At 68.9% G+C, this 23,756-nt stretch carries 23 protein-coding genes; 12 read left to right on the top strand and 11 right to left on the bottom strand.

Translation table 11 applies throughout. From position 1 onward, the window contains the following. Window positions 1-28 precede the first annotated feature (28 nt). Complete coding sequence (locus tag WG903_RS04185; RefSeq protein ID WP_340072966.1) at window positions 29-1,096, top strand: hypothetical protein; 1,068 nt, start codon at window positions 29-31, stop codon at window positions 1,094-1,096. Here WG903_RS04185 and WG903_RS04180 read toward each other — a convergent pair whose 3' ends face one another. Genes WG903_RS04180 through WG903_RS04140 form a run of 9 tightly spaced genes read right to left on the bottom strand, consistent with a single transcriptional unit; the run spans window position 1,097 to window position 11,261 of the window. Further along, on the bottom strand, window positions 1,097-2,470 hold the full coding sequence (locus WG903_RS04180) for an aldehyde dehydrogenase family protein (RefSeq protein WP_340072965.1): 1,374 nt from the start codon (window positions 2,468-2,470) through the stop codon (window positions 1,097-1,099). It abuts the gene before it with no gap. Window positions 2,471-2,475: 5 nt separating this feature from the next. Next, window positions 2,476-3,264, bottom strand: a complete 789-nt coding sequence (locus tag WG903_RS04175) for a gamma-glutamyl-gamma-aminobutyrate hydrolase family protein (protein ID WP_340072964.1) — start codon at window positions 3,262-3,264, stop codon at window positions 2,476-2,478. Between the two features lie 4 nt (window positions 3,265-3,268). Then, window positions 3,269-4,402 (bottom strand): iron-containing alcohol dehydrogenase, encoded by a 1,134-nt coding sequence (locus tag WG903_RS04170; protein WP_340072963.1) that lies wholly within the window; start codon window positions 4,400-4,402, stop codon window positions 3,269-3,271. Then, entirely contained in the window at window positions 4,399-4,908 is a 510-nt protein-coding gene (locus WG903_RS04165; RefSeq protein WP_340072962.1) for a GNAT family N-acetyltransferase, read from the bottom strand. The genes WG903_RS04170 and WG903_RS04165 overlap by 4 nt, the downstream gene beginning before the upstream one ends. Before the next feature lie 8 nt (window positions 4,909-4,916). Continuing rightward, complete coding sequence (locus tag WG903_RS04160; RefSeq protein WP_340072961.1) at window positions 4,917-6,278, bottom strand: glutamine synthetase family protein; 1,362 nt, start codon at window positions 6,276-6,278, stop codon at window positions 4,917-4,919. A 7-nt stretch (window positions 6,279-6,285) separates the two neighbouring features. After that, window positions 6,286-7,410, bottom strand: coding sequence for a 2-aminoethylphosphonate--pyruvate transaminase (locus WG903_RS04155; RefSeq protein WP_340072960.1), 1,125 nt, complete (start codon window positions 7,408-7,410; stop codon window positions 6,286-6,288). Between the two features lie 10 nt (window positions 7,411-7,420). Then, window positions 7,421-9,148 (bottom strand): putative 2-aminoethylphosphonate ABC transporter permease subunit, encoded by a 1,728-nt coding sequence (locus WG903_RS04150; RefSeq protein WP_340072959.1) that lies wholly within the window; start codon window positions 9,146-9,148, stop codon window positions 7,421-7,423. Then, a complete protein-coding gene (locus tag WG903_RS04145; protein ID WP_340072958.1) occupies window positions 9,148-10,200 on the bottom strand; it encodes a putative 2-aminoethylphosphonate ABC transporter ATP-binding protein in 1,053 nt (350 codons plus the stop codon). The genes WG903_RS04150 and WG903_RS04145 overlap by 1 nt, the downstream gene beginning before the upstream one ends. A 29-nt stretch (window positions 10,201-10,229) precedes the next feature. Next, the gene (locus WG903_RS04140; protein WP_340072957.1) at window positions 10,230-11,261 is read right to left on the bottom strand and encodes a putative 2-aminoethylphosphonate ABC transporter substrate-binding protein; all 1,032 of its coding nucleotides are present in this window, start codon (window positions 11,259-11,261) and stop codon (window positions 10,230-10,232) included. A 101-nt stretch (window positions 11,262-11,362) separates the two neighbouring features. On the opposite strand from WG903_RS04140, the gene WG903_RS04135 reads away from it, so the two are divergent. The 6 genes from WG903_RS04135 to fusA all read left to right on the top strand — a co-directional run bounded on the left by WG903_RS04135 (window position 11,363) and on the right by fusA (window position 18,302). Beyond that, window positions 11,363-12,082 (top strand): phosphonate utilization associated transcriptional regulator, encoded by a 720-nt coding sequence (locus tag WG903_RS04135; protein ID WP_340072956.1) that lies wholly within the window; start codon window positions 11,363-11,365, stop codon window positions 12,080-12,082. Further along, complete coding sequence (gene phnA, locus WG903_RS04130; RefSeq protein WP_340072955.1) at window positions 12,066-13,283, top strand: phosphonoacetate hydrolase; 1,218 nt, start codon at window positions 12,066-12,068, stop codon at window positions 13,281-13,283. The genes WG903_RS04135 and phnA overlap by 17 nt, the downstream gene beginning before the upstream one ends. Further along, window positions 13,273-14,724: a phosphonoacetaldehyde dehydrogenase gene (gene phnY, locus WG903_RS04125; RefSeq protein ID WP_340072954.1), complete on the top strand. Its 1,452-nt coding sequence runs from the start codon at window positions 13,273-13,275 to the stop codon at window positions 14,722-14,724. Before phnA ends, phnY begins: the two co-directional genes overlap by 11 nt. Beyond that, window positions 14,715-15,278, top strand: coding sequence for a phosphonate degradation HD-domain oxygenase (locus WG903_RS04120; RefSeq protein ID WP_340072953.1), 564 nt, complete (start codon window positions 14,715-14,717; stop codon window positions 15,276-15,278). Before phnY ends, WG903_RS04120 begins: the two co-directional genes overlap by 10 nt. A gap of 7 nt (window positions 15,279-15,285) precedes the next feature. Then, entirely contained in the window at window positions 15,286-16,131 is an 846-nt protein-coding gene (locus WG903_RS04115) for an EamA family transporter (RefSeq protein WP_340072952.1), read from the top strand. Between the two features lie 116 nt (window positions 16,132-16,247). After that, window positions 16,248-18,302 carry an elongation factor G gene (fusA, locus tag WG903_RS04110; protein WP_340072951.1) on the top strand — a complete coding sequence of 685 codons (2,055 nt, stop codon included), beginning with the start codon at window positions 16,248-16,250 and terminating at the stop codon, window positions 18,300-18,302. On the opposite strand, the gene WG903_RS04105 is transcribed toward fusA, so the two are convergent. After that, a complete protein-coding gene (locus WG903_RS04105) occupies window positions 18,303-18,902 on the bottom strand; it encodes a ProQ/FinO family protein (RefSeq protein WP_340072950.1) in 600 nt (199 codons plus the stop codon). A gap of 39 nt (window positions 18,903-18,941) precedes the next feature. Here WG903_RS04105 and WG903_RS04100 point away from each other — a divergent pair, with 39 nt between their 5' ends. The 5 genes from WG903_RS04100 to WG903_RS04080 all read left to right on the top strand — a co-directional run bounded on the left by WG903_RS04100 (window position 18,942) and on the right by WG903_RS04080 (window position 22,642). Then, window positions 18,942-19,418 carry an FKBP-type peptidyl-prolyl cis-trans isomerase gene (locus WG903_RS04100; RefSeq protein WP_340072949.1) on the top strand — a complete coding sequence of 159 codons (477 nt, stop codon included), beginning with the start codon at window positions 18,942-18,944 and terminating at the stop codon, window positions 19,416-19,418. Window positions 19,419-19,494: 76 nt separating this feature from the next. After that, window positions 19,495-20,517: a pirin family protein gene (locus WG903_RS04095; protein ID WP_340072948.1), complete on the top strand. Its 1,023-nt coding sequence runs from the start codon at window positions 19,495-19,497 to the stop codon at window positions 20,515-20,517. Between the two features lie 72 nt (window positions 20,518-20,589). After that, complete coding sequence (locus WG903_RS04090) at window positions 20,590-21,177, top strand: RNA polymerase sigma factor (RefSeq protein ID WP_340072947.1); 588 nt, start codon at window positions 20,590-20,592, stop codon at window positions 21,175-21,177. Continuing rightward, entirely contained in the window at window positions 21,174-21,641 is a 468-nt protein-coding gene (locus WG903_RS04085) for a hypothetical protein (RefSeq protein WP_340072946.1), read from the top strand. Before WG903_RS04090 ends, WG903_RS04085 begins: the two co-directional genes overlap by 4 nt. A 20-nt stretch (window positions 21,642-21,661) precedes the next feature. Beyond that, the gene (locus WG903_RS04080; RefSeq protein ID WP_340072945.1) at window positions 21,662-22,642 is read left to right on the top strand and encodes a hypothetical protein; all 981 of its coding nucleotides are present in this window, start codon (window positions 21,662-21,664) and stop codon (window positions 22,640-22,642) included. A 72-nt stretch (window positions 22,643-22,714) separates the two neighbouring features. On the opposite strand, the gene gap is transcribed toward WG903_RS04080, so the two are convergent. Continuing rightward, the gene (gene gap, locus WG903_RS04075; protein ID WP_340072944.1) at window positions 22,715-23,716 is read right to left on the bottom strand and encodes a type I glyceraldehyde-3-phosphate dehydrogenase; all 1,002 of its coding nucleotides are present in this window, start codon (window positions 23,714-23,716) and stop codon (window positions 22,715-22,717) included. Window positions 23,717-23,756 lie beyond the last annotated feature (40 nt).

Genomic DNA, 23,756 nt, shown 5'->3' with positions numbered 1-23,756 from the left:
GCCTGCCGGTTTATCTTACAAGCCCACGATGAAGACGCTCGCCCGCCTCGCCCGCCTCGCCTGCCTCGCGCTCTGCTGGCCGCTCGCTGCCGCGGCCCAGGACGCCGTGCCCCTGCCCTGCCCGCAGGCGGACTCCGCGTGCCTCTTCAAGGCCCTGCACGCGCACCCGGCGCGCAAGCTCGCGGCCTGGGAGAAGCTGCTCGCCGAGCCGCTGGTCGAGCGCATCGTCCCCGCGCCGCCCACGCTGCTGGAGTACCTGGCCTGGGACAACGCCGCCAACGGCTACCCGAACCGGCCGCGCCGGGCGGCGCCCTCGCGCGTCTTCGCCGCCGAGATGACGGCGGCGCTGGCCGAACTACCGCGCGAGGTCCAGCTGCTCTTCGCCAACCGGCTGGCCGGCATCGCGCTCGTCGAGGACCTGGGCGGCACCGGCTACACCGACGTCATCATCGATGCGGCCGGGCAGCCGGTGGCCGGCTACGTCGTGCTGGACGCCGGCGTGCTGGAGCGCTTCACCGCCAACCAGTGGGTGACGTGGAAGGAGCGGACGCCCTTCCAGCCCGACGCCGACTGGCAGCTCGACGCGCGCATCGAGGACGACGCGCGCGACAACCGCCGCCAGGCGATCCAGTACATCCTGCTGCATGAGCTCGGGCACGTGCTGTCGATCGGGCGCGACGTGCACCCGCCGTGGACCGTGCAGCCGAAGGAAGGCGGGCCGGATGCGGCCTACCCCTTCTTCGGGCTGTCGTGGCGCACCGAGGGGAACGCCTACGTCTCGCACTTCGACGACGCGTTCACCGTGCGGCGCCAGGTGTCCTACTACTTCGGCGCGAAGCTGGCCGGCGACCGCATGGCCGAGGCCTACCGGCAACTGGCGAAGACCAACTTCCCGACCCTGTACGCGGCGGCCCACCCCGGCGACGACTTCGCCGAGTCGTTCGCCAGCTACGTGCACGTCGTGCTGATGCAGCGGCCGTGGGAGATCGTCGTGCGCCGCGGCGGCCACGACGAAGTGGTGTTCAAGTCGTGCTGGGACGAGGAGCGCTGCCGGGCCAAGCGCACCCTGCTCGAGGCGATCGTCGGCAAGCCCTGACTACGCGCTGCGCAGGTGCCAGGCACGCGGCCGCGTGAAGGCCTCGATGCCGTAGGTCGACAGGGTCAGGCCGATACCCGAATCCCCGTAGCCGCTCCACGGCAGCCGCGGGCTGACGCGGTCGCAGCAGTTCCAGTACAGGCTGCCGGCGTTCACCTGCGACAGGATGCGCTCGGCGCGCGCGCGGTCATGCGTGTACACGCCGGCCGTCAGGCCGTAGCGCGTGTCGTTCATTAGGCGCACCGCCTCATCGTCGCCCTTCACCTTCTGGATGCCGATGACGGGGCCGAAGCTCTCCTCGCGCATGATCTCCATGGTGTGGTCGACGTTGGAGAACACCGTCGCCGCGAACCAGTTGCCCGGGCCTTTCAGCCGCTCGCCGCCAACGTGCAGCATCGCGCCCTTCTTCTTCGCATCGGCGACCTGCGCGTCCAGCACGTCCAATTGCGGCGCGCGCGTGATGGCGCCGATGTAGGTGTCGTCGGCCATCGGGTCGCCGGCCTTGTAGCCCTTCACCGCCGCGACAAAATGCGCGAGGAAGGCGTCGTGCACCTTCTCGTGCACGTAGATGCGCTCGACCGAGCAGCAGCTCTGGCCGGTGTTGTACATGGCGCCGTCGGCCAGCGACTCGGCGGCGGCCTTCGGGTCGGCGTCATCGCAGACATAGGCCGGGTCCTTGCCGCCCAGTTCCAGCTGCAGCTTGACCAACTTCGAGCCCACGGCCTGCGCGATGCGCGCGCCGGTGGCGTAGGAGCCGGTGAAGAACAGGCCGTCGAGCTTCTGCTCCAGCAGCGCCGCGCCGACCGGGCCCGCGCCGATCACGGGCACAAACACGTCCTGCGGCACGCCGGCCTCGTGCAGGAGGCGCGCGATCTCCAGCCCCGTGAGCGTGGCGAACTCCGACGGCTTGTACAGCACCGCGTTGCCGGTGAGCAGCGCGGGCACGATGACGTTGCAGCCCACGAACCACGGGTAATTCCACGCCGAGATGTTCGCGACCACGCCCAGCGGCGCGTGCTCGATGCGCTCGGTCATGCCGCCTTCGTCGTAGACCTTCTCCGGCGCCGTGACGGCGTCGACCATGCCCAGGAAGAAGTCGATGCGCGGCAGCAGGCCGTTCAATTCGTTGCGCGACATCGTGATCGGCTTGCCCGTCTCGCGCGTCATCACCTCGGCGAGCTGGGGCAGGTCGCGCACCACGCCCTCGCGGAAGCGCGCGATGCAGGCCTTGCGCTCGGCCAGCGGCACCTTCGCCCACGCGGGCTGCGCGGCGCGCGCGCGCTGCGCCTTGTGCGCGACGGAGGCCGCGTCGTCGGCCAGCACGTCGGCGATCTTCTGGCCGGTGGCGGGGTTGGTGATGGCAAGCTGGGTCATGCGGTTCAGGTGTTGCGCACGCCGCGCGCGGCGGCGAGGAAATCATCCAGCAGCGCCGCGTCGTCGATGGTGTCGCTGCCTTGCTGGTGGAACTCGGGGTGCCACTGCACCGCGGCCATGTAGGGCCGGGCGGCGCCGGGGCGGCGGATGGCTTCGATCAGGCCGTCGTCGGGGCTCACCGCTTCGACGACGAAGCCGTCAGCGAGGTCCTTGATCGCCTGGTGGTGGATGCTGTTGACCTTCACGCGTTTCGCGCCGGGATAAAGCTGCGCGAGGCGCGTGCCTGCCACGATCTCGACGCCATGGAAGTTGCGGTCGTAGACGCTGGCGTCGCGGTGCGAGAGCGCGTCGGGCAGCTGCGTCGCGATGTCCTGGTACAGCGTGCCGCCATAGGCCACGTTGAGCAGCTGCAGCCCGCGGCACACGCCGAACACCGGCTTGCCGGCACGCTCGAAAGCGGCGACGAGGTCGATCTCGTACTCGTCGCGGATCTTGTCGCCGGCCCATTTCTCCTGCAGCGGCTGCTCGCCGTACGACAGCGGCGAAACGTCGGCGCCGCCATGCAGCACCAGACCGTCGAGCCACTGCGCGTAGTGGTCCAGCGTGACGTCGCCGCGCTGCGTCGCGCCGGTGGGGCTCGGGATCATCACGGCGAGCGAGCCGGTGGACATCACCCAGTGGGCGATCGACTGCTCCACGTACTGCAGCGTCTTGCCGGTGAAGAGCGCGCGGTTCGGGTCTGCATGCATGAAGCAGGCGGAGATGCCGATCTTCAGGCGCGCGCTCGCATCCATGGTCTTACAGCGCGGCTTCGAACAGGCGCTGGAAATCGGCCGCCTGCACGGGCCGCGGGTTGGTCTGGTGGCAGATGTCGGCCACGGCGATCTCGACCAGGCGCGGCAGCTGCTCGCGCTTGACGCCGTGCGCACCCAGCTTGCCGGTGATGCCGACGCGCGCCTTGAGCGCGCGCAGCCAGGGGATGAACTGCGCGCCGCCGCCGGAGACGCGGCACACATGGGCGAGTTCCTCGAACTTCTCCGGCACGCTTTCCTGGTTCCAGGCCAGCACCGTGTCGATCATCAGCGCATTGGCCAGGCCATGGTGCAGGTCGCACACCGCGCCGAGCGCGTGCGCGCACGAGTGCACGGCGCCCAGGTCCTTCTGGAAAGCGATCGCGCCCATCATCGAGGCCATCAGCATGTCGCTGCGCGCGGCGATGTTGCCCGGCTCCTTCACCGCCGTCTCCAGCGAGCGCGCGGCGATGCGCGTGCCTTCCAGCGCGATGCCGTCGCACAGCGGGTGGTAGGCGGGCGACAGGTAGCTCTCGATGTTGTGCGTGAGCGCGTCCATGCCGGTGGCCGCAGTCACGTGCGGCGGCAGCGCCAGCGTGAGCTCCGGGTCCGCGAAGACGCACTTGGCCAGGATCTTCGGCGAGAACACGATGCGCTTGAGGTGCGTGTCGTCCTCGCTGATCACCGACGATCGGCCGACTTCGGAGCCCGTGCCCGCGGTGGTGGGCAGCGCGACGAAGTACGGCAGGTCCTTCTCGATCGCGCGCACCTTCGGGTGGTCCCACGCGTATTCGATGATGTGCCCCGCATGCGTGGCGGCGATGCCGACGACCTTGGCCACGTCCAGCGCCGCGCCGCCGCCGAAGCCGATCACGCAATCGGCCTTGTGCTGGCGGAAGGCTTCCGCGCCGGCCATCGCCTGGCTGGCCGTCGGGTTGCCGAACACGCCGCCGAACACGGCGACGTCCAGCCCCTGCAGGTGCGACTGGAATTCCTTGAGCACCGGCAGCGCGGCGAGCGCCTTGTCGGTGACGATGAGCGGGCGCTTCAGGCCGCGGTCGAGGAGGTGCTTGGCGACTTCCTTGCGGGCGCCGGCGCCGAAGCGGATCGCGGTGGGAAAGGAGATGCCGGTGATGCTCATGGCGCTTCTTGCGTGAGGTCCAGGTACATGTGGTTCTTGCCGTAGTAGCGGTCTTCCAGCCGGATCGCCTTCGGCTCGATGCCGAAGGAGCGGAACCCGGCGGCCTCGTAGAAATTCGTCGCGACCGTGTTGCCTTCGGTGACGGTCAGCACCAGCAGCTGGAGCCCCATGGCCCGCGCGCCCGCCAGCAGTTCGTCGAAGAGCGCACGGCCCATGCCGGTGCCGAAATATTCCTGCGACACGTACATCCCGACGACGGTGGCCTTGTGCCGGTTCTTGGCGCGGCGCTCGCGCTCCAGCCCGACCATGCCGCACAGCTGCCCGTCGTCGAACGCGCCCCAGAACAGCGAATGCTCGCCCGCCAGCCGCAGCTCCCACACTTCCATCGGCTGCGTCTCGTCCTCCTGCCAGCTGGAGGTGAAGGCTTCGGGGAATTCCCACAGCGCGCGCATGCGCAGCGCGCGGTAGGCCGGCGCGTCGTCGGGTCCGAGGCGGCGGATTTCCATCCCGGGCATCAGATGATCTCGAAGTAGCGCTTCATTTCCCAGTCGGTCACGGCGTCCAGCCACTGGCGCCATTCCCAGTCGCGCGTCGCCGCGAAGTGGTCGACGAAGGTGTCGCCCAGCATCTCGCGGGCGATCTTCGAGTCGCGGAAGATGCGCGTGGTCTCGATCAGCGTGCGCGGCGCGCGCGGGATGTTCTCCGCGCCCTGGTTGGTGCCGGTGATCGGCGGCGCGGTGAGCTTCAAGCCCTTCTCGACGCCGTAGATGCCGGCCGCGATCACCGCCGCCATCGCCAGGTACGGGTTCACGTCGGCGCCGGGGCAGCGCGTCTCCAGCCGCGTCGACTTGGGCGAACCGGCGATCACGCGGAAGCTCGCCGTGCGGTTGTCCATGCCCCAGGTCGGCTTGACCGGCGCCCAGAAGCCATCGACGAGGCGTTTGTAGCTGTTGATCGTGGGCCAGAACATTGGCGCGAATTCCATCAGGCACAGCACCTGCCCCGCCAGGTAGCTCTCGAAGAGCTTGCTCATCTTGCGCTTGGACTTCTCGTCGTAGAACAAGTTCTTCTTGCCGTCCGACAGCGACTGGTGGATGTGCCCGCTGCAGCCGGGGTACTGCGCGCTCCACTTCGCCATGAAGCTGGGCATGATCCCGTAGCGCGAGCCGATCTCCTTGGCGCCCAGCTTGAACAGGATGGCGCGGTCGGCCTGCTCCAGCGCCTCGCTGAAACCGATCGCCGCTTCGTAGACGCCAGGCCCGGTTTCCGTGTGCAAGCCTTCGACCGGCACGCGAAAGGCCAGCATGTCGTCCATCAGCGCGTTGAAGAACTCGCGGTTCTCGTTGGCGCGCAGGAGCGAGTAGCCGAACATGCCCGGCGTGATCGTCTCCGGCCCCACGCCCTTCTTCGCGGCCCAGCTCTGCGGCGTTTCGCGGAAGTTGAACCACTCGTACTCCATGCCCGTCATCACGCGGAAGCCGGCCTTCTCCGCGCGGGCCAGCACGCGCTTCAAGGTCTGCCGCGGGCAGACGGGGTAAGGCGTGCCGTCGGCGTTGATGAACTCGCCGAGGAAGAAGTCGACGTTGCCGTCCCACGGCACCTGGCGGTGCGTATCCAGGTCCAGGCGCGCCAGCGCGTCGGGAAAGCCGTGCTGCCAGCCGGTGACGCTGGTGTTGTCGTAGGTGACGTCGCCGACGTCCCAGCCGAACACCACGTCGCAGAAGCCGAAGCCGCTGTCGGTGGCGCCCTCGAACTTGTCCTTGTGCAGGTACTTGCCGCGCAGCACGCCGTCGATGTCGCTGCAGGCGACCTTGACCTTGCTGGCGCCGGACTTGCGCACCGCTTGCAGCGCGGGGTGGGTTTTCGCAGTTGCCATGTTCTTGTCAGTCCTTGATCGCAGGCTCCCCGGAGGCGATGCCCATGTCCTCCAGCGCGTGCGCCACCGCTTCCACGGCCTGCTCGATCTCGTTGGGCCCGATGGCGCCGATACAGCCTACGCGAAAAGTCTCCACCTGTGTGAGCTTGCCCGGGTACAGGATGAAGCCGCGCTGCTTGGCCGCCTCGTAGAACGTCTTGAAGTCGTAGCGCGTGTCGCCCGGCGCGTGGAAGGTGACGATGATGGGCGCCTGCACCTGCGGGTCGAGGAAGGGCAGGAAGCCCAGCCGCGCCATGCCATCGATCAGCGCCTGGTAGTTGCGCGTGTAGCGCGCCAGCCGCGCGCTCTGGCCGCCCTCTTCCTCGAACTGCGCGATGGCCTCGGCCAGCGCCACCAGCACGTGCGTCGGCGGCGTGAAGCGCCACTGGCCCGTCTTCTCCATGTAGACATGCTGGTCGTGCAGGTCCATGGCGAGCGACTGGCTGTTGCCCGCGCAGGTGTCGAGCACGGCCTTGCGGATGAAGACGAAGCCCATGCCCGGCACGCCTTCCAGGCACTTGCCGCTGGCGGCGATGAGCGCGTCGAACCTTGTCTCGCGCGCATCGATGGGCAGCGCGCCGAAGGAGCTCATGGCGTCGACGATCAGCCCCTTGCCGTGCTTCGCGCACACGTCGGCGACCTTCTGCAGCGGGTTCCAGATGCCGGCGCCGGTCTCGCAGTGGATGGCCAGCACGTGGGTGATGGTCGTGTCGGCGGTGAGCTTGTGGTCCAGCACCTGCGCCGACACCGGCTCGGCTTCGTCGAAAGACACGACCGTGCAGCGGCGGCCCATCATCTGCGTGAGCTTGGCGGCGCGCTTGCAGTAGGCGCCGTTGTCCAGCACCAGCACATGGCCGTCGCGCGGCACCAGCGTCGCCACCGCGGCCTCGACGCTGAAGGTGCCGCTGCCCTGCAGGGGCACCACCACGTGGGTCCCTTCGGCGTGCAGAACCTTGAGCAGGCTCTTGCGCACGCGGGCGGTCACGGCATTGAAGTCGGCGTCCCACGAACCCCAGTCGCGCAGCATGACGAGCTTGGTGCGCAGCGTCGTCGTCAGCGGCCCCGGCGTGAGCAGGATGCGGTCGCGGTCCATCGTGTGTCTCCTAGTCCTTGGTGGTGGTGCGCCAGGCCTGCGTGCGCCGGTCCAGCCACCACGCGGCGCTCATGAAGAGCAGCGTGGCGATCGCCGAGGCGGCGAAGATGAGGATGGCCATCGCGGCGGCGGCGCCGGTCTCGCCGGCCTCGTCGAGGTTCAGGATGGCGATGGCCGCCACCTTGGTCTCGGGTGAATACAGGAACACCACGGCCGAGATCGTCGTCATGGCGTTGATGAAGAAGTAGCGCGCGATGTCCACCAGCGCCGGCGTGCAGATCGGCAGCGTCACGCGCCAGAAGGTCTGGAAGAACGGCACCTTCAGCGACGCGCTCACGGCCTCGAACTCGGCGTCCAGCGACTTCAGCGCCGTCACCGCCGTCAGGTGGCCCGTCGTGTAGAAGTGGACGATGGTGCACAGCGTCAGCAGCGCCAGCGAGTGGTACAGGAAGTTCAGCGGGTTGCCCGGCGCGTTGAAGAAGAAGATGTAGCCCAGGCCCAGCACCAGGCCCGGCACCGCCATCGGCAACATGGCCAGCAGCTTGAGGGGCCCGCGCACGGCGTCGAAGCCCTTGGTCTTTTCCAGCAGGTAGGCGGTGCAGAACACCAGCGCGGTGCCGAACACCGCCGTGCCCGCGGCCATCTTCAGGCTGTTGACGAAGGCGTCGCCGACTTCGGCATCCACGAGCCCGAGCAGGTAGTGGCGCAGGCTCGGCTTGAGGTCGTAGGGCCAGAAGGTGGCGAACGACGCGAAGATCGCCATGCCCAGCATGGCCAGCACCAGCAGCGCGATCACCGTGCAGTAGGCCGTCATCACGGCGTCGTAGCGGGGCGAACGCTGCGGGCGGTACGGCACGGCGCGCGCGGTGAGCATCGCGGTCTGGCGGCGGCTCACGTAGTTGTCGACCGCGAAGGTGATGACTGCGGGCGCCAGCAGCAGCAGCGCGACCACCGCGCCCTTGGCGAAGTCCTGTTGCCCGATCACCAGCTTGAAGACGTCGGTGGCCAGCACGTTGAAGCTGCCGCCGATCACCTTGGGGATGCCGAAGTCGGTGATGACCAGCGTGAAGGTCACCAGCGCCGCGGAGATCAGGCCGTACTTGGCGCCCGGCAAGGTGATGGTGAAGAACTTGCGCGCGGCGGTTGTGCCCATCGCGTCGGCGGCCTCGTACAGCCGCGCGTCGGCCAGCGTGAGCGCCGTCACCAGGATCATCAGCGCATGCGGGAAGGTCGCGAAGCATTCGGCCACCACGATGCCCGGCGCGCCGTAGATTTGCGGGATGCCGATGTCGTTCATCGCGCCCTTGAGCACGCCCTGGTTGCCGAACCAGTAGATCAGCGAGATGGCCGCGAGCAGCGAGGGCGCCAGCAGCGGCACCAGCGTGATGCCGCGAAACAGCGCCTTGTACGGCATGCACGAGCGCGCCAGCGCGTAGGCGAAGCCGAACGCCAGGGGCACGGTGACCAGCGTCACCACCGCCGACACCCACACGCTGTTCCACAGGCTTTGCAGCAGGGCCGGCGTGCGCGCGTACTCGATGAAGTTCGCCAGGCCGACGAACTCGTCCTGCTTGCCCTGGAGCGAGTGGATGAGGATGGCGCCGAGCGGCAGCGCGAGGAAGGCGACGAGCGCCAGCGCAACCAGCAGAAGCGCGCCGTGCGCGATGCGGTCGGTCCAGTGCGCCGATTGCCTCACCGGGGCGGCGACTTCACCCGCAGGAGGCAGCACCGCGGCCATCAGAACACCTTGATGCGCTCGGGCAGGAGCTTCAGCTGGATCGCCGAACCTTCGGCGAGCGATTGCTCGGCCAGGTAGTTGAGCGACAGGTAGACCGTGAGCTTGTTCTCCGCCAGTGCCGGCGAGGCCACCTTGACGTGGCAGTAGGAGCCGAGGAACTCGATCTTCTCGATGCGCGCGTCGAACACGTGCGCATCGCCGGGCGCGATGGGGCGCGCCAGCACGTCCTCGGGCCTGAGGTAGATGCGCGCTTCGCGGTCGGCGCCGTCGCAGGGGATGGCGAGCGAGCCGAAGCGGATCGCGCCGCCGCTCACCTGCACCGGGATCATGTTCACCTTGCCGACGAAATCGGCGACGAAGGGCGACGCCGGTTCGCGGTAGATGTCCATGGGCGAGCCGACCTGTTCGATGGCGCCGTGGTTCATCACCACGATGCGGTCGGCCACCGACAGCGCCTCTTCCTGGTCGTGCGTGACCATGATGGTGGTGACGCCCACCTTCTGCTGCAGCGCGCGGATCTCCGAGCGCAGGCGCACGCGCTCCAGCGCGTCGAGCGCCGACAGCGGCTCGTCCAATAGCAGCAGGCCCGGCGAGGTGGCCAATGCGCGCGCCAGTGCGATGCGCTGCTGCTGCCCGCCCGACAGCTGCCCGGGGTATTTCTTCTCGCTGCCCGGCAGGCCGACCAGCTTGAGCAGCTCCGTCACGCGCGCGGCGATCTCCGCGCGCGGCTTGCGCCGGTTCACCAGGCCATAGGCGACGTTGTCGGCGACCGTGAGGTTGGGGAAGAGCGCATAGCTCTGGAACACGATGCCGTAGTCGCGCTCGGCGGGCGGCAGGCGCGAGATGTCACGCCCGCCCTGCCACACCTCGCCGGAGGTCTGCACCTCCAGCCCCGCGATGATGCGCAGCAGCGTCGTCTTGCCGCAGCCCGAGGGCCCGAGGAAACAGACGAACTCGCCCTTGCGGATCTCCAGGTCGATGCCCGCCAGCGCCGTGAACGCGCCGAAGGCCTTGCGGATGCGGCGCAGTTCGAGGGCGGTGTCGCTGTTCACCTTGCCCGGCCCTCCACCGCCGCCGTGCCTCAACGCTTCTCCGTCTTGGCGTCGTAGCGCTTCTTCCACTCGTCCAGCACGCGCTCGCGGTTGGCCGCGGTGGTGGCGAAGTCCATCTTCACCAGGCGCGACTCGTAGTCCTTGGGCACGTTGGCCAGCGGCGCCGCCACGCCGGGCTGCGCGGTGATGGCGAAGTTCTTGCCGTAGAGGAGCATCGCGTCCTTGCTCGAGGCCCAGTCGGCGAGTTTCTTGGCGGCATCGAGCTTCTTCGTGCCCTTGTGGATGGCGAAGGCCTCCAGGTCCCAGCCCAGGCCTTCCTTGGGGAACACCAGGTCGATGGGCGCGCCCTTGGCCTTGTTGGTGTTGCCGCGGTACTCGAAGGAGATGCCCATGATGTACTCGCCGGCGGCGGCCATGTTGCAGGGCTTCGAGCCGGAGTGCGTGTACTGCGCGATGTTCTCGTGCAGCGCGTCCATGTACTTCCAGCCGCCGCCCTTGCCGTTGTCGTCGCCCCAGAGCGTGAGCCAGGCAGCCACGTCGAAGAAGCCGGTGCCCGAGGACGCCGGGTTGGGCATGACGATCTGGCCCTTGTAGACGGGCTTGGTCAGGTCCTTCCAGGTCTCGGGCTTGGGGATGTTGCGCTTTTGCGCTTCCACCGTGTTGAAGCAGACCGTCGCGCCCCACACGTCCATGCCGAACCACGCCGGCGGGTTCTTGGGGTCGCGGTACTTCGTCATGATCGCGTCGAGGTTCAGCGGCGCGTACGGCTGCAGCATGCCGTTCTTGTCCAGCAGCGCCAGGCTGGACGCGGCCACGCCCATCACGACGTCGGCCTGCGGGTTGTTCTTCTCCGCCAGCAGCTTGGCTGTGATGACGCCGGTGGAATCGCGCACCCACTTGATCTCGATGTCGGGGTTGGTGCGGCGGAAGCCCTCCTCGTAGGCCTTGAGCTGGTCGGTTTCCAGGGCCGTGTAGACCAGCAGCTGCGCCTTTTGCGCAAAGGCGGCGCCCGAGAGGGCGATCAGGGCGGAAGCGAATGACACAAAAGCGTAGCGACGCATGGGAACACTCCTCTCCAAGGGTGCCGGCATTTGACGCCGCGCCGCGCCGGGCTGTCAATTGTTTTTTGCAGATTGTCGACAATCGCCGTATGATCCGGCGCGTGAACGCGGTCCCGCATCCCACCATCGCCCTGCTGCAGACCAGCTCGCTCACGAGCGTGGTGCAGCAGGAGATCGAGCGCGCCATCCTGCAGGGCGAGTACGCGCCCGGCGCCAAGCTGGTGGAGGCCAACATCGCCGAGCGCCTGGGCGTCTCGCGCGGCCCGGTGCGCGAGGCCTTCCGCATGCTCGAGGAGGCGGGGCTCGTGCGCACGGAGAAGAACCGCGGCGTGTTCGTGCGCGACATCCCGATCGAGGAGGCGGTGGAGATCTTCGACCTGCGCGCCGCGATGGACGAACTGGTGGGCCGCAAGCTCGCAGAAGCCATCACGCCGGCGCAGCTGAAGGAGATCAAGGCCCTGGTCGATGCGATGGAAAAGGCCGTGAAGGCCGAGGACGCGCGCGGCTACCACCTGCTGAACCTGAAGTTCCACGACCGCCTGGTGGAGATGGCCGGCAACTCCAAGCTCACGGCCATCTACCGCAAGCTGATCAAGGAGCTGTCGCTGTTCCGCCGCCTGAACCTGGCCGACGGCTGGCTGCTGCCGATCTCGGCCGGCGAACACCGCCAGATCATCAAGGCCATCGCCTCGGGCGACCCCGACGCGGCGGGCCGCGCCATGTTCGACCACGTGATGGACAGCAAGGAGCGCACCATCGCCAACCACCTCAAGCGCAGCGAGGCGCAGGCGAAGAAGGGACGACGTGCTGCAAGTCAATGAGCGCCGCTATGCGCTGCCCAAGGCGCCCACGGTCGTCGTGTGCGTCGACGGCTGCGAGCCCGACTACCTCGCGCAGGCGGTGGCCGCCGGCCACATGCCCTGGCTGAAGCGCACGCTGGCGCAGGGCGCGGGGCTGGTGGCCGACTGCGTGGTGCCCAGCTTCACCAATCCCAACAACCTCTCGATCGTCACCGGTGCGCCGCCTTCCGTGCACGGCATCTGCGGCAACTACCTCTTCGACGTCGCCAGCGGCACCGAGGTGATGATGAACGACCCGAAGTGGCTGCTCGCGCCGACGATCCTGGCCGCGCTGGCCGGCGCCGGGAAGAAGGTCGCGGTGGTCACTGCCAAGGACAAGCTGCGCCGCCTGCTCGGGCACGGCATGGCCGAGGGCATCTGCTTTTCCTCCGAGAAGTCCGACCAGGCCACGCAGGAAGAGAACGGCATCACCGGTGTCAACGCGCTGGTGGGCATGCCGGTGCCGGACGTGTACAGCGCGCAGCTGTCGGAGTTCGTCTTCGCCGCCGGCGTGAAGCTGATGCAGCGCGAACGGCCGGACATCATGTACCTGTCGACCACCGACTACGTGCAGCACAAGCACGCGCCGGGCGCGCCGGAAGCCAACGCCTTCTACGCGATGATGGACAGCTACCTCGCGCAGCTCGACGAAGCCGGCTGCGTCATCGCGCTCACGGCCGACCACGGCATGAATTCGAAGGTGAAGATGGACGGCACGCCCGACGTCATCTACCTGCAGGACTGGTTCGACAGGAAGCTCGGGCCGGCCGCCGCGCGCGTGATCCTGCCCATCACCGACCCCTACGTGGTGCACCACGGCGCGCTCGGCTCCTTCGCCACGGTGTACCTGCCGCCCGGCGTGCGCGCGAGCGACCTCGCCACCGACGTGCAGCAAATCCGCGGCATGGAAACCGTGCTGGCGCGCGAGCAGGCGGCGCAGCGTTTCGAGCTGCCCGCCGACCGCATCGGCGACCTGGTGTGCGTGTCCGAGCGCTTCACCGTCATCGGCACGTCGGCGTCGCGCCACGACCTGTCGGGCCTGGACGCGCCGCTGCGCTCGCACGGCGGCGTGAGCGAGCAGAAGGTGCCGCTGGTGGTCAACCGGCCGCTGCGCGGCGTAGACTCCGCCCGGCGCTTCCGCAACTTCGACGCCTTCGACCTCGCGCTGAACCATGCGCAGTGACTTCATCCGCAGCCGCCAGCTCGATGCGATGCGCATCGGCGGCGAGCGCGTGGGCGCGGGCCGCGATGCCTGCATCCCCGTCACCAACCCCTACACCGGCGAACGCATCGGCGCCGTGCCCAAGGCCACGGTGCAGGAGGTGCGCGAGGCCTTCGCGCTGGCGCACGCCTTCCGGCCGCTGCTCACGCGCTTCGAGCGCGCCGACATCCTGGCCAAGGCGGCCGCGATCGTGCGCGAGCGCGCGGCCGAGATCTCGGCGCTGATCACGGCGGAGTCGGGCCTGTGCGTGAAGGACTCGCTGTACGAGACCGGCCGCGTGGCGGACGTGCTCACCTTCGGCGCGAGCGAAGTGCTCAAGGACGACGGCGAGATCTTCAGCTGCGACCTCACGCCGCACGGCCGGCGCCGCCGCGTCTACACGCAGCGCTCGCCGCTGCTGGGCGTGATCAGCGCCATCACGCCCTTCAACCACCCGATGAACCAGGTGGCGCACAAGGTGGTGCCCGCGGTGGCGACCAACAACCGCATGGTGCTCAAGCCCTCGGAGAAGGTGCCGTTCTCCGCGATCCTCTTCGCCGACATCCTGTACGAGGCGGGCCTGCCGCCCGCCATGCTGTCGGTGATCACCGGCGACCCGGCGGAAATCGCCGACGAACTCATCACCGATGCGCACGTGGACCTCGTCACCTTCACCGGCGGCGTGCCCATCGGCAAGTACATCGCCTCCAAGGCCGGCTATCGCCGCGTCGTGCTGGAGCTGGGGGGCAACGACCCGATCATCGTGATGGAAGACGCCGACATCGACGAGGCGTCGTCGCTGGCGGTGCAGGGCTCGTACAAGAACTCGGGCCAGCGCTGCACCGCCGTCAAGCGCATGCTGGTGCACGAGGCCGTGGCGGCGCAGTTCACCGAGGCGGTCGTCGAGAAGACGCGAGCGTGGAAGTACGGCAACCCCACGGATGCGAAGAACGACATGGGCACCGTCATCGACGAGGGCGCGGCCAAGATGTTCCAGGCCCGCGTGGAGGAAGCCGTGTCGCTGGGCGCGCGCCTGCTGGTGGGCAACCAGCGCGAAGGCGCGCTGTACGCGCCCACGGTCATCGACAGGGTGCGCCCCGAGATGACCGTGGTGCGCCAGGAAACCTTCGGCCCCGTCTCGCCCATCATCACCTTCGAGAGCATCGACGAGGCGATCGCCATCAGCAACGGCACGGCCTACGGCCTGTCGAGTTCGGTGTGCACCAACCGGCTGGACTACATCACGCGCTTCGTCAGCGAATTGCAGGTGGGCACGGTGAACGTGCGCGAGGTGCCGGGCTTCCGGCTGGAGCTCACGCCCTTCGGCGGCATCAAGGACTCGGGCCTGGGCTACAAGGAAGGCGTGCAGGAGGCGATGAAGGGCTTCACGAACCTGAAAACCTACTCGCTGCCATGGCCCTGAGCGTCGAGGAAATCGAGGAGCTCTTCGCCGTGCGCGGCGGCGAGATGTACGCCGGCGAACCCGTGACGCAGCTCGAGCACGCGCTGCAATCGGCGGCGCTGGCCGAAGCCGAGGACGCCAGCGACGAGATGGTCACTGCGGCCCTGCTGCACGACCTCGGCCACATGCTCCACGACCTGGGCGAGACGCCGACGCTGCGCGGCCTGGACGACGTCCACCAGTTCCGCGCCCTGCCCTTCCTGCGCGGCACCTTCGGCTCGAAGGTGCTGGACCCGATCCGCCTGCACGTGGACGCCAAGCGCTACCTGTGCGCGATGCGCGACGGCTACTTCGCGGCGCTGTCGGAGGACTCCAAGCGCTCGCTGGGCCTGCAGGGCGGCATCTTCAACGAGGGCCAGGCCGAGGCGTTCATCCTGCAGCCGGGCGCCGTCGACGCGGTGCGGCTGCGCCTGTGGGACGACGCGGCCAAGACCGCCGGCGCCGCGACGCCGCCGCTGGCGCATTTCCTGGCGCGTGCGCGCCGCTGCGTGCTGGCCCGCGACGCCATCGCGTGATGCCGGCATGACCCTCACCTGGGGCGTCGCCGGCGCGGTGATGTTCGGCGCGCTGTTGCACGCCAGCTGGAACGCGCTGGTCAAGTCCAGCGCCGACAAGGCGCTCGACACCGCGGTCATCCACCTGATCGGCTCGCTCATCACGGTGCCGCTGGTGTTCCTCGTCGGCCTGCCGGCGCGCGAGTCGTGGCCGTACATCGCGTGCTCGGTCACCATCCACATCGGCTACTACGTCGCGCTCACCGGCGCGTACAAGCACGGCGACCTGGGCCTGACCTACCCGCTCATGCGCGGCACGGCGCCGCTGCTCGTCGCGCTGTCGGCCTCGCTGACGCTGGGCGAGACGCTCGCGCCGCTGGCCTGGGCGGGCGTGCTGGGCATCAGCTGCGGCGTGCTGGCGCTGGGCCTGTCGCGCCACGCGGTGGATTCGCCGCGCGCGGTGGCGTTCGCGCTGGCCAACGCGGTGGTGATCGCGATCTACACGGTGGTCGATGCGCTGGGCGCGCGCGCCAGCGGCAACCCGCTGCAGTACGTCGTGCTGCTGTTCGCGCTGGACGGCTGGCCCTTCGCGCTGATGGTGTTCCTGCGGCGGCGCGGCGCGGTCGTGTGGCCCTATGCGCGCAAGCGCTGGCCGGTGGCGACCATCGGCGCGGTGGCTTCGCTGGGCTCCTACGGCATCGCGCTGTGGGCGATGACGCGCGCGCCCGTGGCCATGGTGGCGGCGCTGCGCGAAACCTCGGTGCTGTTCGCGGCCGTCCTGGGTGCGTGGTTCCTGAAGGAACGCTTCGATGCGCGGCGCGTGGCCGGCACGGCGGCCATCGTCGCCGGCGTCATGGCGCTGCGGATGTCCTAGCCAAACAATTCTTTTCCATCGGCTGAGCATCGCGGCTAGTGGTTCGCCCTAGCCAGCCGGGCGATCCGGGGCTTAACATGGCCCTCCCGCCCATCTGATTCCGAAGGAGGCCCGTGATGCCCACTGCATCGGACATTGCCCAGATCCGCACCCTCGCGCTGGTCGGACCGGCAACGTCGGGGAAGACCAGCCTCACGGAAGCCCTGCTGTGGAAGGCCGGCGCCATCGGCAGCCCCGGCCTGGTGGAAAAGGGCGGCACCGTCAGCGACTACGACCCGCTCGAGAAGAAGGCCCAGCGCTCGCTCAACGCCGCCGTGGTCAACCTGCGCCACGCCGGCGTGCACGCGTACGTGATCGACACGCCCGGCGGCGGCGACTTCCTCGGCCAGTCGCTGCCGGCGCTGGAAGCGGTGGAGACGGCGGCCGTCGTCCTCAGCGCCACCACCGGCGTCGAGCCCATGGCCGTGCGCATGATGAAGTGGGCGGCCGAGCGCGAGCGCGACCGCATCATCGTCGTCAACAAGATCGACGCGCAGGGCGTCAACCTCGAGGCGGTGGTGCAGCAGATCCAGGAAACCTTCGGCAAGGAATGCCTGCCGGTGAACCTGCCCGCCGCCAACGGCCTGCGGGTGCTGGACTGCTTCTGGGACCGCGGCGCGAGCAGCGAGGCGACCGACTTCTCCTCCGTCGCCAAGGCGCACAGCGCCATCGTCGAACAGATCGTCGAGGTCGATTCGGAATTCGTCGAGCGCTACCTCAACGACGGCGACATCGACCCGTCGGAGCTGCATGCGCCGCTGGAACAGGCGCTGCGCGAAGGGCATTTGATCCCGATCTGCTTCGTGTCCTCGCGCACCGGCGCGGGCGTGACCGAACTGCTCGACGTGATCGCCAAGCTGCTGCCCGACCCGACCGAAAGCAACCCGCCGAAATTCCTGCGCGGCGAAGGCGCCGACGCGGTGCCGATCCAGGCGCTCCCCGATCCCGCCAAGCACGTGCTGGCGCATGTCTTCAAGGTCACGCAGGACCCTTACGTCGGCAAGATGGGCATCATCCGCGTGCACCAGGGCACGGTCACCAAGGACAGCCAGCTGTACGTCGGCGACGCGCGCCGCCCCTTCAAGGTGGGCCACCTGTTCACGCTGCAGGGCAAGGAAATGAAGGAAGTCGCCAAGGCCGTGCCCGGCGACATCTGCGCCATCGCCAAGGTGGAAGAGCTGCACTTCGATGCCGTGCTGCACGACGCCGCCGAGGACGACCACATCCACCTCGCGCCGCTCACCTTCCCGGTCGCGGTGCACGGTCTGGCCATCGAGCCCAAGCGCCGCGGCGACGAGCAGCGCCTGCACGACATCCTGATCAAGCTGGTGAGCGAAGACCCGTGCCTGCGCGTGGAGCATGCGGCCTCGACCAACGAAACCGTGGTGTACGGCCTGGGTGACCTGCACCTGCGCGCGCTGCTCGACCGCCTGCAGGACGTGCACAACTGCCAGGTGGCGACCAAGCCGCCCAAGATCGCTTACCGCGAGACCATCACCTCGCCGGCCGAGGGCCACCACCGCCACAAGAAGCAGACCGGCGGCGCCGGCCAGTTCGGCGAGGTGTTCCTGCGCATCGAGCCGCTGCCGCGCGGCACCGGCTTCCAGTTCGTCGACGAGGTCAAGGGCGGCGCCATCCCGCACAACTTCATGCCCGCCGTGGAAAAGGGCGTGCGCTCGGCGATGGAAGAGGGCGTGCTCGCGGGCTACCCCGTGGTGGACCTGAAGGTCGTCGTGTACGACGGCAAGCACCACTCGGTGGACAGCAAGGAAATCGCCTTCGTCACCGCCGCCAAGAAGGCGCTGCAGTCCGCCGTGCAATCGGCGCGGCCGTGCCTGCTGGAGCCCATCGTCGACGTGGAGATTTCCGCACCCGAGCAGTTCATGGGCGACATCACCGGCGACCTGTCGTCGCGCCGCGGCCAGGTCAACGGCACGCAGTCGACCAGCGCGGGGTCGCTCACGGTGATCGCGCAGGCGCCGCTGTCGGAGCTGGCCAGCTACCAGTCGCGCCTGAACTCGCTGACCGGCGGGCAGGGCGGCTACACGCTGGCGTTCAGCCACTACGAGCCGGTGCCGCCCAACGTGCAGCACCAGCTGGCGTCGCAGTACAAGATCCGCGACGAGGGCTAGCTAGCCCACCGCTTCCTTCACGTCGGCCGCCGGCAGGCCGTACATCTCCGCGAACTCGGCGACCGACTTGCCGCTGGCCTCGAAAGCGCGGCGCAGCGCCTCGCGCTTGGCCTGGCGCGCGCCGATCTCGGCGAAAGCGGCATCGAGCAACGCCGCCGATTCGTCGTCCTTCGCGTTGACGAGCTCGGTGTAGGCGGCGCGGTCCAGGCCCGACGCATCGATCGCGCGTACCAGCCGCGCCACGACCCAGGGCTTGAGGTCTTCCTTGGACCGCAGCTTGCGCCGCTTGAACACTTCCATGATCGCGTGGTGCACGTGCTCGGGCGCGATCGCCCCGGCGGGCGTGCCGTCCAGCCCGTGGCGCTGCGCGCCCGAGGCCACCGCTTCGAGGTAGCGCGTCGAGCGCGCGTGGAAGGCCAGCGCGGCCTTGAGCTCGTCCTTGGTGAACGCGCCGGCGTGCGCCGCCATCAATTCCTCGAAGATCCCGACCTTCAGCGGCAGGAAGCGCGCGCCGAAGAGCTGGGGGTGGGCGTGCGCGAGCTTGTCGAGCACCGGTCGTGCGTCGACGAAGGGACGCTTCTTCTTCGTTTCTTCTGCCATGGAGGACGCGACTTTACCGCCTCGGGCAGAATCGCCGGCATGAAGATCGAGAAAGACACGGTCGTCTCCGTGCGCTACAAGGTGGCCGAGGCCAGCGGCAAGCTCGTCGAGGAAAGCCGCGAGCCCATGGTGTACCTGCACGGCGGCTACGACAACACGCTGCCCAAGATCGAGGAAGCGCTGGAAGGCAAGGAAGCGGGCGCCGAAATCTCGCTGCACCTGCAGCCGGTGGACGCCTTCGGCGTGCGCGACGAAGGCCTGGTGCGCACCATCTCCCGCAAGGAATTCCCGCCCGGCGTGAAGGTGGGGGGCCAGCTGGAAGGCGTCACCGACGACGGGCGCCCGCACGTCTTCCACGTGATGAAGATCAAGGGCGACCAGGTGTTCCTGGACGGCAACCACCCGCTGGCCGGCAGGGAACTGAAGTTCCACCTGAAGGTGACGAGCGTGCGCAAGGCGAGCGGCGAGGAGATCGCCCACCGCCACGTGCACGGCGCGGGCGGTCACCACCACTGACGTTCCACGGGCGCAACGCTGCGTTGCGGCGCCGCGCCCTTCCGAACGCCGGCACCGGCCCCATCTGCGAGGGACCATGAGCACAACCTCCCCCATCCTGGCCGTGCAGCCGCTCGGCTTTCCCTGGGCCACCGTCGACCCGTTCCTGTTCTGCGCCTGGCACGACGATGCCTACCCGCAAGGCAACGGCGAATTCGGCCCGAAGGCCGCGCTGGCCGGGCGCGAGATCGGCTCGGACTTCAGCCGCAAGGACGGCTGGAGCATGTACCACGGCGACAGCGTGCCGGGCTTTCCCGCGCACCCGCACCGCGGCTTCGAGACCGTGACCCTCGTGCGCAAGGGCCTCATCGACCACTCGGATTCGCTGGGTGCGAGCGCGCGCTTCGGCGAAGGCGACGTGCAGTGGGTGACGGCGGGCGAGGGCATCGTGCACTCGGAGATGTTCCCGCTGCTGCGCGAGGACGCCGGCAACCCGGTGGAGCTGTTCCAGATCTGGCTGAACCTGCCGGCGAAGTCGAAGATGGTGAAGCCGCACTTCACGATGTTCTGGGCCAACGAGGTGCCGCGGCTGGTGGCGAAGGACGACGCCGGTCGCGAGACCGTGGTGCGCGTGATCGCGGGCGAGTTGCAAGGCGCCGGTGCCCCGCTCGCGCCGCCGCCGGAGTCGTGGGCCGCGCAGGCCGGCTCCGACGTCGCGATCTGGACGATCCGCTCTCAGGCCGGCGCGTCGTGGACGCTGCCCGCCGCGACGGGCGAGGGCACGCAGCGCGTGCTGTACGTCTTCCGCGGTTCGGCGCGTGTCGCGGGCCGCGAGGTGGCGGCGCCGTCGGCGGTGCAGTTGCGCGGCGATGCGGCGGTGGAACTCGTGGGCGGCGAAGGCGGCGCGGAATTCCTGCTGCTGCAGGGCCGCCCCATCGCCGAACCGGTGGCGCAGTACGGCCCCTTCGTGATGAACACGCAGGCCGAGATCATGCAGGCCATGCAGGACTACCGCCACACGCAGTTCGGCGGCTGGAAGTGGGACGACAGCGCGCCCGTGCACGGGCGCGAGCCGAAGCGCTTCGCCAAGTACCCCGACGGGCGCGTGGAAACGCCGTAGAAACAATCCGGGAACTTTGCGGACATCTCGCCGCAATAGAGTGCAGGAACCGCTCGAAGAAACGACCTGCCCTTGACGCTCTGGCCCGCAAGAAAGCGCCCCGCCGATGAATCCGACCTGATGGGGCGCCTGGCCGCCGGCGATCGCCAGGCGCTGGACCTCATCTACCGCGCCGAGGCGGCCGAGGTCTACCGCTTCGCCGTCGCGATGTGCGGCAACCCCGCCTGGGCCGCCGACGCGGTGCAGGACGCCTTCATCCAGCTCGCGGAAAAACCGGGCGGCTACGACCGCACGCAAGGCCCTCTGCGCGCCTACTTGTGCGGCATCGCGCGCTACAAATTGCTGGCGCGCTGGCGCGAGGCCTCGCCCTTCTCGACACTCGAGGAGGAGGACGAAGGCGCCGCCGACGTGCCCCACACGCACACGCCCGAGATCGAGCTCGCCCGCACGCAGGAAACGCATTCCCTGTGGCGCGAGATCGCCCGCCTGCCCTGGGTGTTCCGCGAAGCCGTGGTGTTGGTGGATATCCAGGAGCGCAGCTACACCGAAGCCGCGCAGATCGCCGGCGTGGAGACCAACACGCTGCGCACCCGACTGCACCGCGCCCGCAAGCGCCTCGCCGAAGCGCTCGCCCCCAACGCTATGACGACCACGCCATGAAGACCGCCACCGACCTCACGCGCCGCTTCGCGCTCGCCGCGCACGAGCTGCGCCAGCAGCTGCCGCCGGCCACGCTGCAAGCCGCCATCCATCGCCACCTCGATCGCGCCGAGGCCGCACCCCCGCGCAGGCCCTGGGCCGCATGGCTCGGCTGGGCCGGCCTGTCGACCGCCGCGGCCACGCTCGCCATCGCGCTGGTGGTGCATTCGATGCTGCCGGCCGATGCGCAGCAGCCCGCCACCACCGCCGACGCCGACGGCTTCGTGCGCCTGGTGAGCGCCGACGAATGGCAGCGCGCCCAGGGCGATGCCGCGCGCACCTGGGTGGTCAACACCGAACTGCCGCAGGCGCGCCTGGCCGCGCTCGGCCTGCCTTACGACCCCGCGCGCGCCGGCGAGCGCGTGCCCGCGCAACTGCTCATGCACAGCTCGGGCGACGTGCTCGCCGTGCGCTTCAACCGCTGACTTTCCCGGAGGGACCCCCCATGAAACCGATCCCCACGCTCGCACTGGCGGTGTCGCTGTGCACCAGCTCGTGCGCGTTCGCGCAAACGCCGCCTGAAGGGCGCCTGGGCCCCGACCTGCAAGGCCAGGTGCTGGGCGGCCCCATGCGCCACGACCTGCTGTTCGTCGCCGGCGCGCAGCTGGAGCAGGAGCGCATCGTGCAGGGCGCGCCCTACTGCGCCGACGCCGTGCACGAGAGCGTGCAGGCGCTCGCCGACGGCAACCGCATCGTGCAGCGGCAGGCCTCGCGCCAGTGCCGCGACGGCCAGGGCCGCACGCGGCAGGAAGTGACGACGCGCGGCGGCGGCACGCGCGTGTTCCTGCGCGACCCGGTGGCCAAGGAGAACTGGGTGCTGGACCCCGAACGCAGGCTCGCCGTGAAGCTGGACCTGCCGCGCCAGCCGCTGGCGATCCCCGACCCGAAATTCACCGACCGCATGAGAGAGTGGGGCGAACAGTTCAGGCAGTGGGGCGAGCGCTTCAAGGACAAGCTGAAGCTCGGCGGTGGCGACGTGCCGCCGCCGCCGGAGATGCCGCACATGCCCGAGCCGCCGCGCATCGCGCTGCACGCCCCGCACCTGGACGGCATGCCGCCGCCGGTGGCGTTTCACGCGCGGCTCATCGGGCCGCGCGGGCCCGGCGCCACGACGCTGTTGCCCGCCGACACGGTCGAAGGGCTGCGCGCCGACGGCAAGCGCACGACGTGGACGATCGAGGCGGGCCGCATCGGGAACGAAAAGCCCATCACGATCATCAATGAGGTATGGAGTTCGCCCGAGCTGGGGATCACGCTGCGCACGCGTGACGTGGACCCGATGGCCGGCGAGGACAGCTTCCGCGTCCAGAACGTGGCGCGCGGCGAGCCGGATGCGCAGCTCTTCCGCGTGCCGGCGGATTACGCCCGGATGGCGTCGCCGCCCGGCCCGTTCGTGATGCGCAAGCCGTTGCGCCCGGGCGAGTGAGCAGGTTCTCCAGACTCCCTGCCGAGATGGGAGTCTTTCCCGCCCCCGGGCCGCAAGGCGCGGGGGCTTTTTTTACTTGGCCGCGACGACGCGTGCCATCTCCAGGCACTTGTTCGAGTAGCCCCACTCGTTGTCGTACCAGGACACGAGCTTGACGAAGGTGCCGTCCAGCGCGATGCCGGCTTCGGCGTCGAAGATCGACGTGCGCGGATCGCCGCGGAAGTCGGTGGCCACCACCTTGTCTTCCGTGTAGCCCAGCACGCCCTTCAGCGCGCCTTCGGACTGCGCCTTGAATTCGGCGCAGATGTCCTTGTAGCTGGCTTCGGTGTTGAGTTCGACGGTGAGGTCGACCACCGACACGTCGGACGTCGGCACGCGGAACGACATGCCGGTGAGCTTCTTGTTCAGCTCGGGGATCACCACGCCCACGGCCTTCGCGGCGCCGGTGGACGAGGGGATGATGTTCTCGAGGATGCCGCGGCCGCCGCGCCAGTCCTTGTTGCTCGGGCCGTCCACCGTCTTCTGCGTCGCGGTGGCGGCGTGCACGGTCGTCATCAGGCCGCGCTTGATGCCCCATTTGTCGTTGAGCACCTTGGCCAGCGGCGCCAGGCAGTTGGTCGTGCAGGACGCGTTGGAGATGATGGCCTCGCCCTTGTACTTGGCGTGGTTCACGCCGTACACGAACATCGGCGTGTCGTCCTTGGACGGCGCGGAGATGATCACCTTCTTGGCGCCGGCCGCCAGGTGCTTCTCGGCGGAGGCCTTGTCGAGGAACAGGCCCGTGGACTCGATCACCACCTCGGCGCCGACGTCGCCCCACTTCAGGTTGGCGGGGTCGCGCTCCTGCGTCAGGCGGATGCGCTTGCCGTTGACGATGAGCGTGTTGTTGTCGACCGAGATGTCGCCCTTGAAGCGGCCGTGCACGCTGTCGTACTGCAGCATGTAGGCGAGGTAGTTGGGTTCCAGCAGGTCGTTGATGCCGACGATCTCGACGTCGGGGAAGTGCTGCACGGCCGAGCGCAGGACGTTGCGGCCGATCCGGCCGAAGCCGTTGATGCCGATCTTGAGTGCCATTTCAGGTTGCTCCGAATGTTGAAAGACGAAATGCCGGGGG

The organism is Ramlibacter sp. PS4R-6 (genome assembly GCF_037572775.1).
Lineage (GTDB): Bacteria > Pseudomonadota > Gammaproteobacteria > Burkholderiales > Burkholderiaceae_C > Ramlibacter.
Note: the sequence above shows the minus strand (reverse complement) of the source record. Positions and strands in the feature narration are given on the sequence as shown.

Excerpts from the sequence above, each read along its gene's own strand:
- WG903_RS04185 (WP_340072966.1), top strand. The coding sequence starts at position 29 with ATGAAGACGCTCGCCCGCCTCGCCCGCCTCGCCTGCCTCGCGCTCTGC.
- WG903_RS04180 (WP_340072965.1), bottom strand. The coding sequence starts at position 2,470 with ATGACCCAGCTTGCCATCACCAACCCCGCCACCGGCCAGAAGATCGCC.
- WG903_RS04175 (WP_340072964.1), bottom strand. The coding sequence starts at position 3,264 with ATGGATGCGAGCGCGCGCCTGAAGATCGGCATCTCCGCCTGCTTCATG.
- WG903_RS04170 (WP_340072963.1), bottom strand. The coding sequence starts at position 4,402 with ATGAGCATCACCGGCATCTCCTTTCCCACCGCGATCCGCTTCGGCGCC.
- WG903_RS04165 (WP_340072962.1), bottom strand. The coding sequence starts at position 4,908 with ATGGAAATCCGCCGCCTCGGACCCGACGACGCGCCGGCCTACCGCGCG.
- WG903_RS04160 (WP_340072961.1), bottom strand. The coding sequence starts at position 6,278 with ATGGCAACTGCGAAAACCCACCCCGCGCTGCAAGCGGTGCGCAAGTCC.
- WG903_RS04155 (WP_340072960.1), bottom strand. The coding sequence starts at position 7,410 with ATGGACCGCGACCGCATCCTGCTCACGCCGGGGCCGCTGACGACGACG.
- WG903_RS04150 (WP_340072959.1), bottom strand. The coding sequence starts at position 9,148 with ATGGCCGCGGTGCTGCCTCCTGCGGGTGAAGTCGCCGCCCCGGTGAGG.
- WG903_RS04140 (WP_340072957.1), bottom strand. The coding sequence starts at position 11,261 with ATGCGTCGCTACGCTTTTGTGTCATTCGCTTCCGCCCTGATCGCCCTC.
- phnY (WP_340072954.1), top strand. The coding sequence starts at position 13,273 with ATGCGCAGTGACTTCATCCGCAGCCGCCAGCTCGATGCGATGCGCATC.
- WG903_RS04120 (WP_340072953.1), top strand. The coding sequence starts at position 14,715 with ATGGCCCTGAGCGTCGAGGAAATCGAGGAGCTCTTCGCCGTGCGCGGC.
- WG903_RS04115 (WP_340072952.1), top strand. The coding sequence starts at position 15,286 with ATGACCCTCACCTGGGGCGTCGCCGGCGCGGTGATGTTCGGCGCGCTG.
- fusA (WP_340072951.1), top strand. The coding sequence starts at position 16,248 with ATGCCCACTGCATCGGACATTGCCCAGATCCGCACCCTCGCGCTGGTC.
- WG903_RS04105 (WP_340072950.1), bottom strand. The coding sequence starts at position 18,902 with ATGGCAGAAGAAACGAAGAAGAAGCGTCCCTTCGTCGACGCACGACCG.
- WG903_RS04100 (WP_340072949.1), top strand. The coding sequence starts at position 18,942 with ATGAAGATCGAGAAAGACACGGTCGTCTCCGTGCGCTACAAGGTGGCC.
- WG903_RS04095 (WP_340072948.1), top strand. The coding sequence starts at position 19,495 with ATGAGCACAACCTCCCCCATCCTGGCCGTGCAGCCGCTCGGCTTTCCC.
- WG903_RS04085 (WP_340072946.1), top strand. The coding sequence starts at position 21,174 with ATGAAGACCGCCACCGACCTCACGCGCCGCTTCGCGCTCGCCGCGCAC.
- WG903_RS04080 (WP_340072945.1), top strand. The coding sequence starts at position 21,662 with ATGAAACCGATCCCCACGCTCGCACTGGCGGTGTCGCTGTGCACCAGC.
- gap (WP_340072944.1), bottom strand. The coding sequence starts at position 23,716 with ATGGCACTCAAGATCGGCATCAACGGCTTCGGCCGGATCGGCCGCAAC.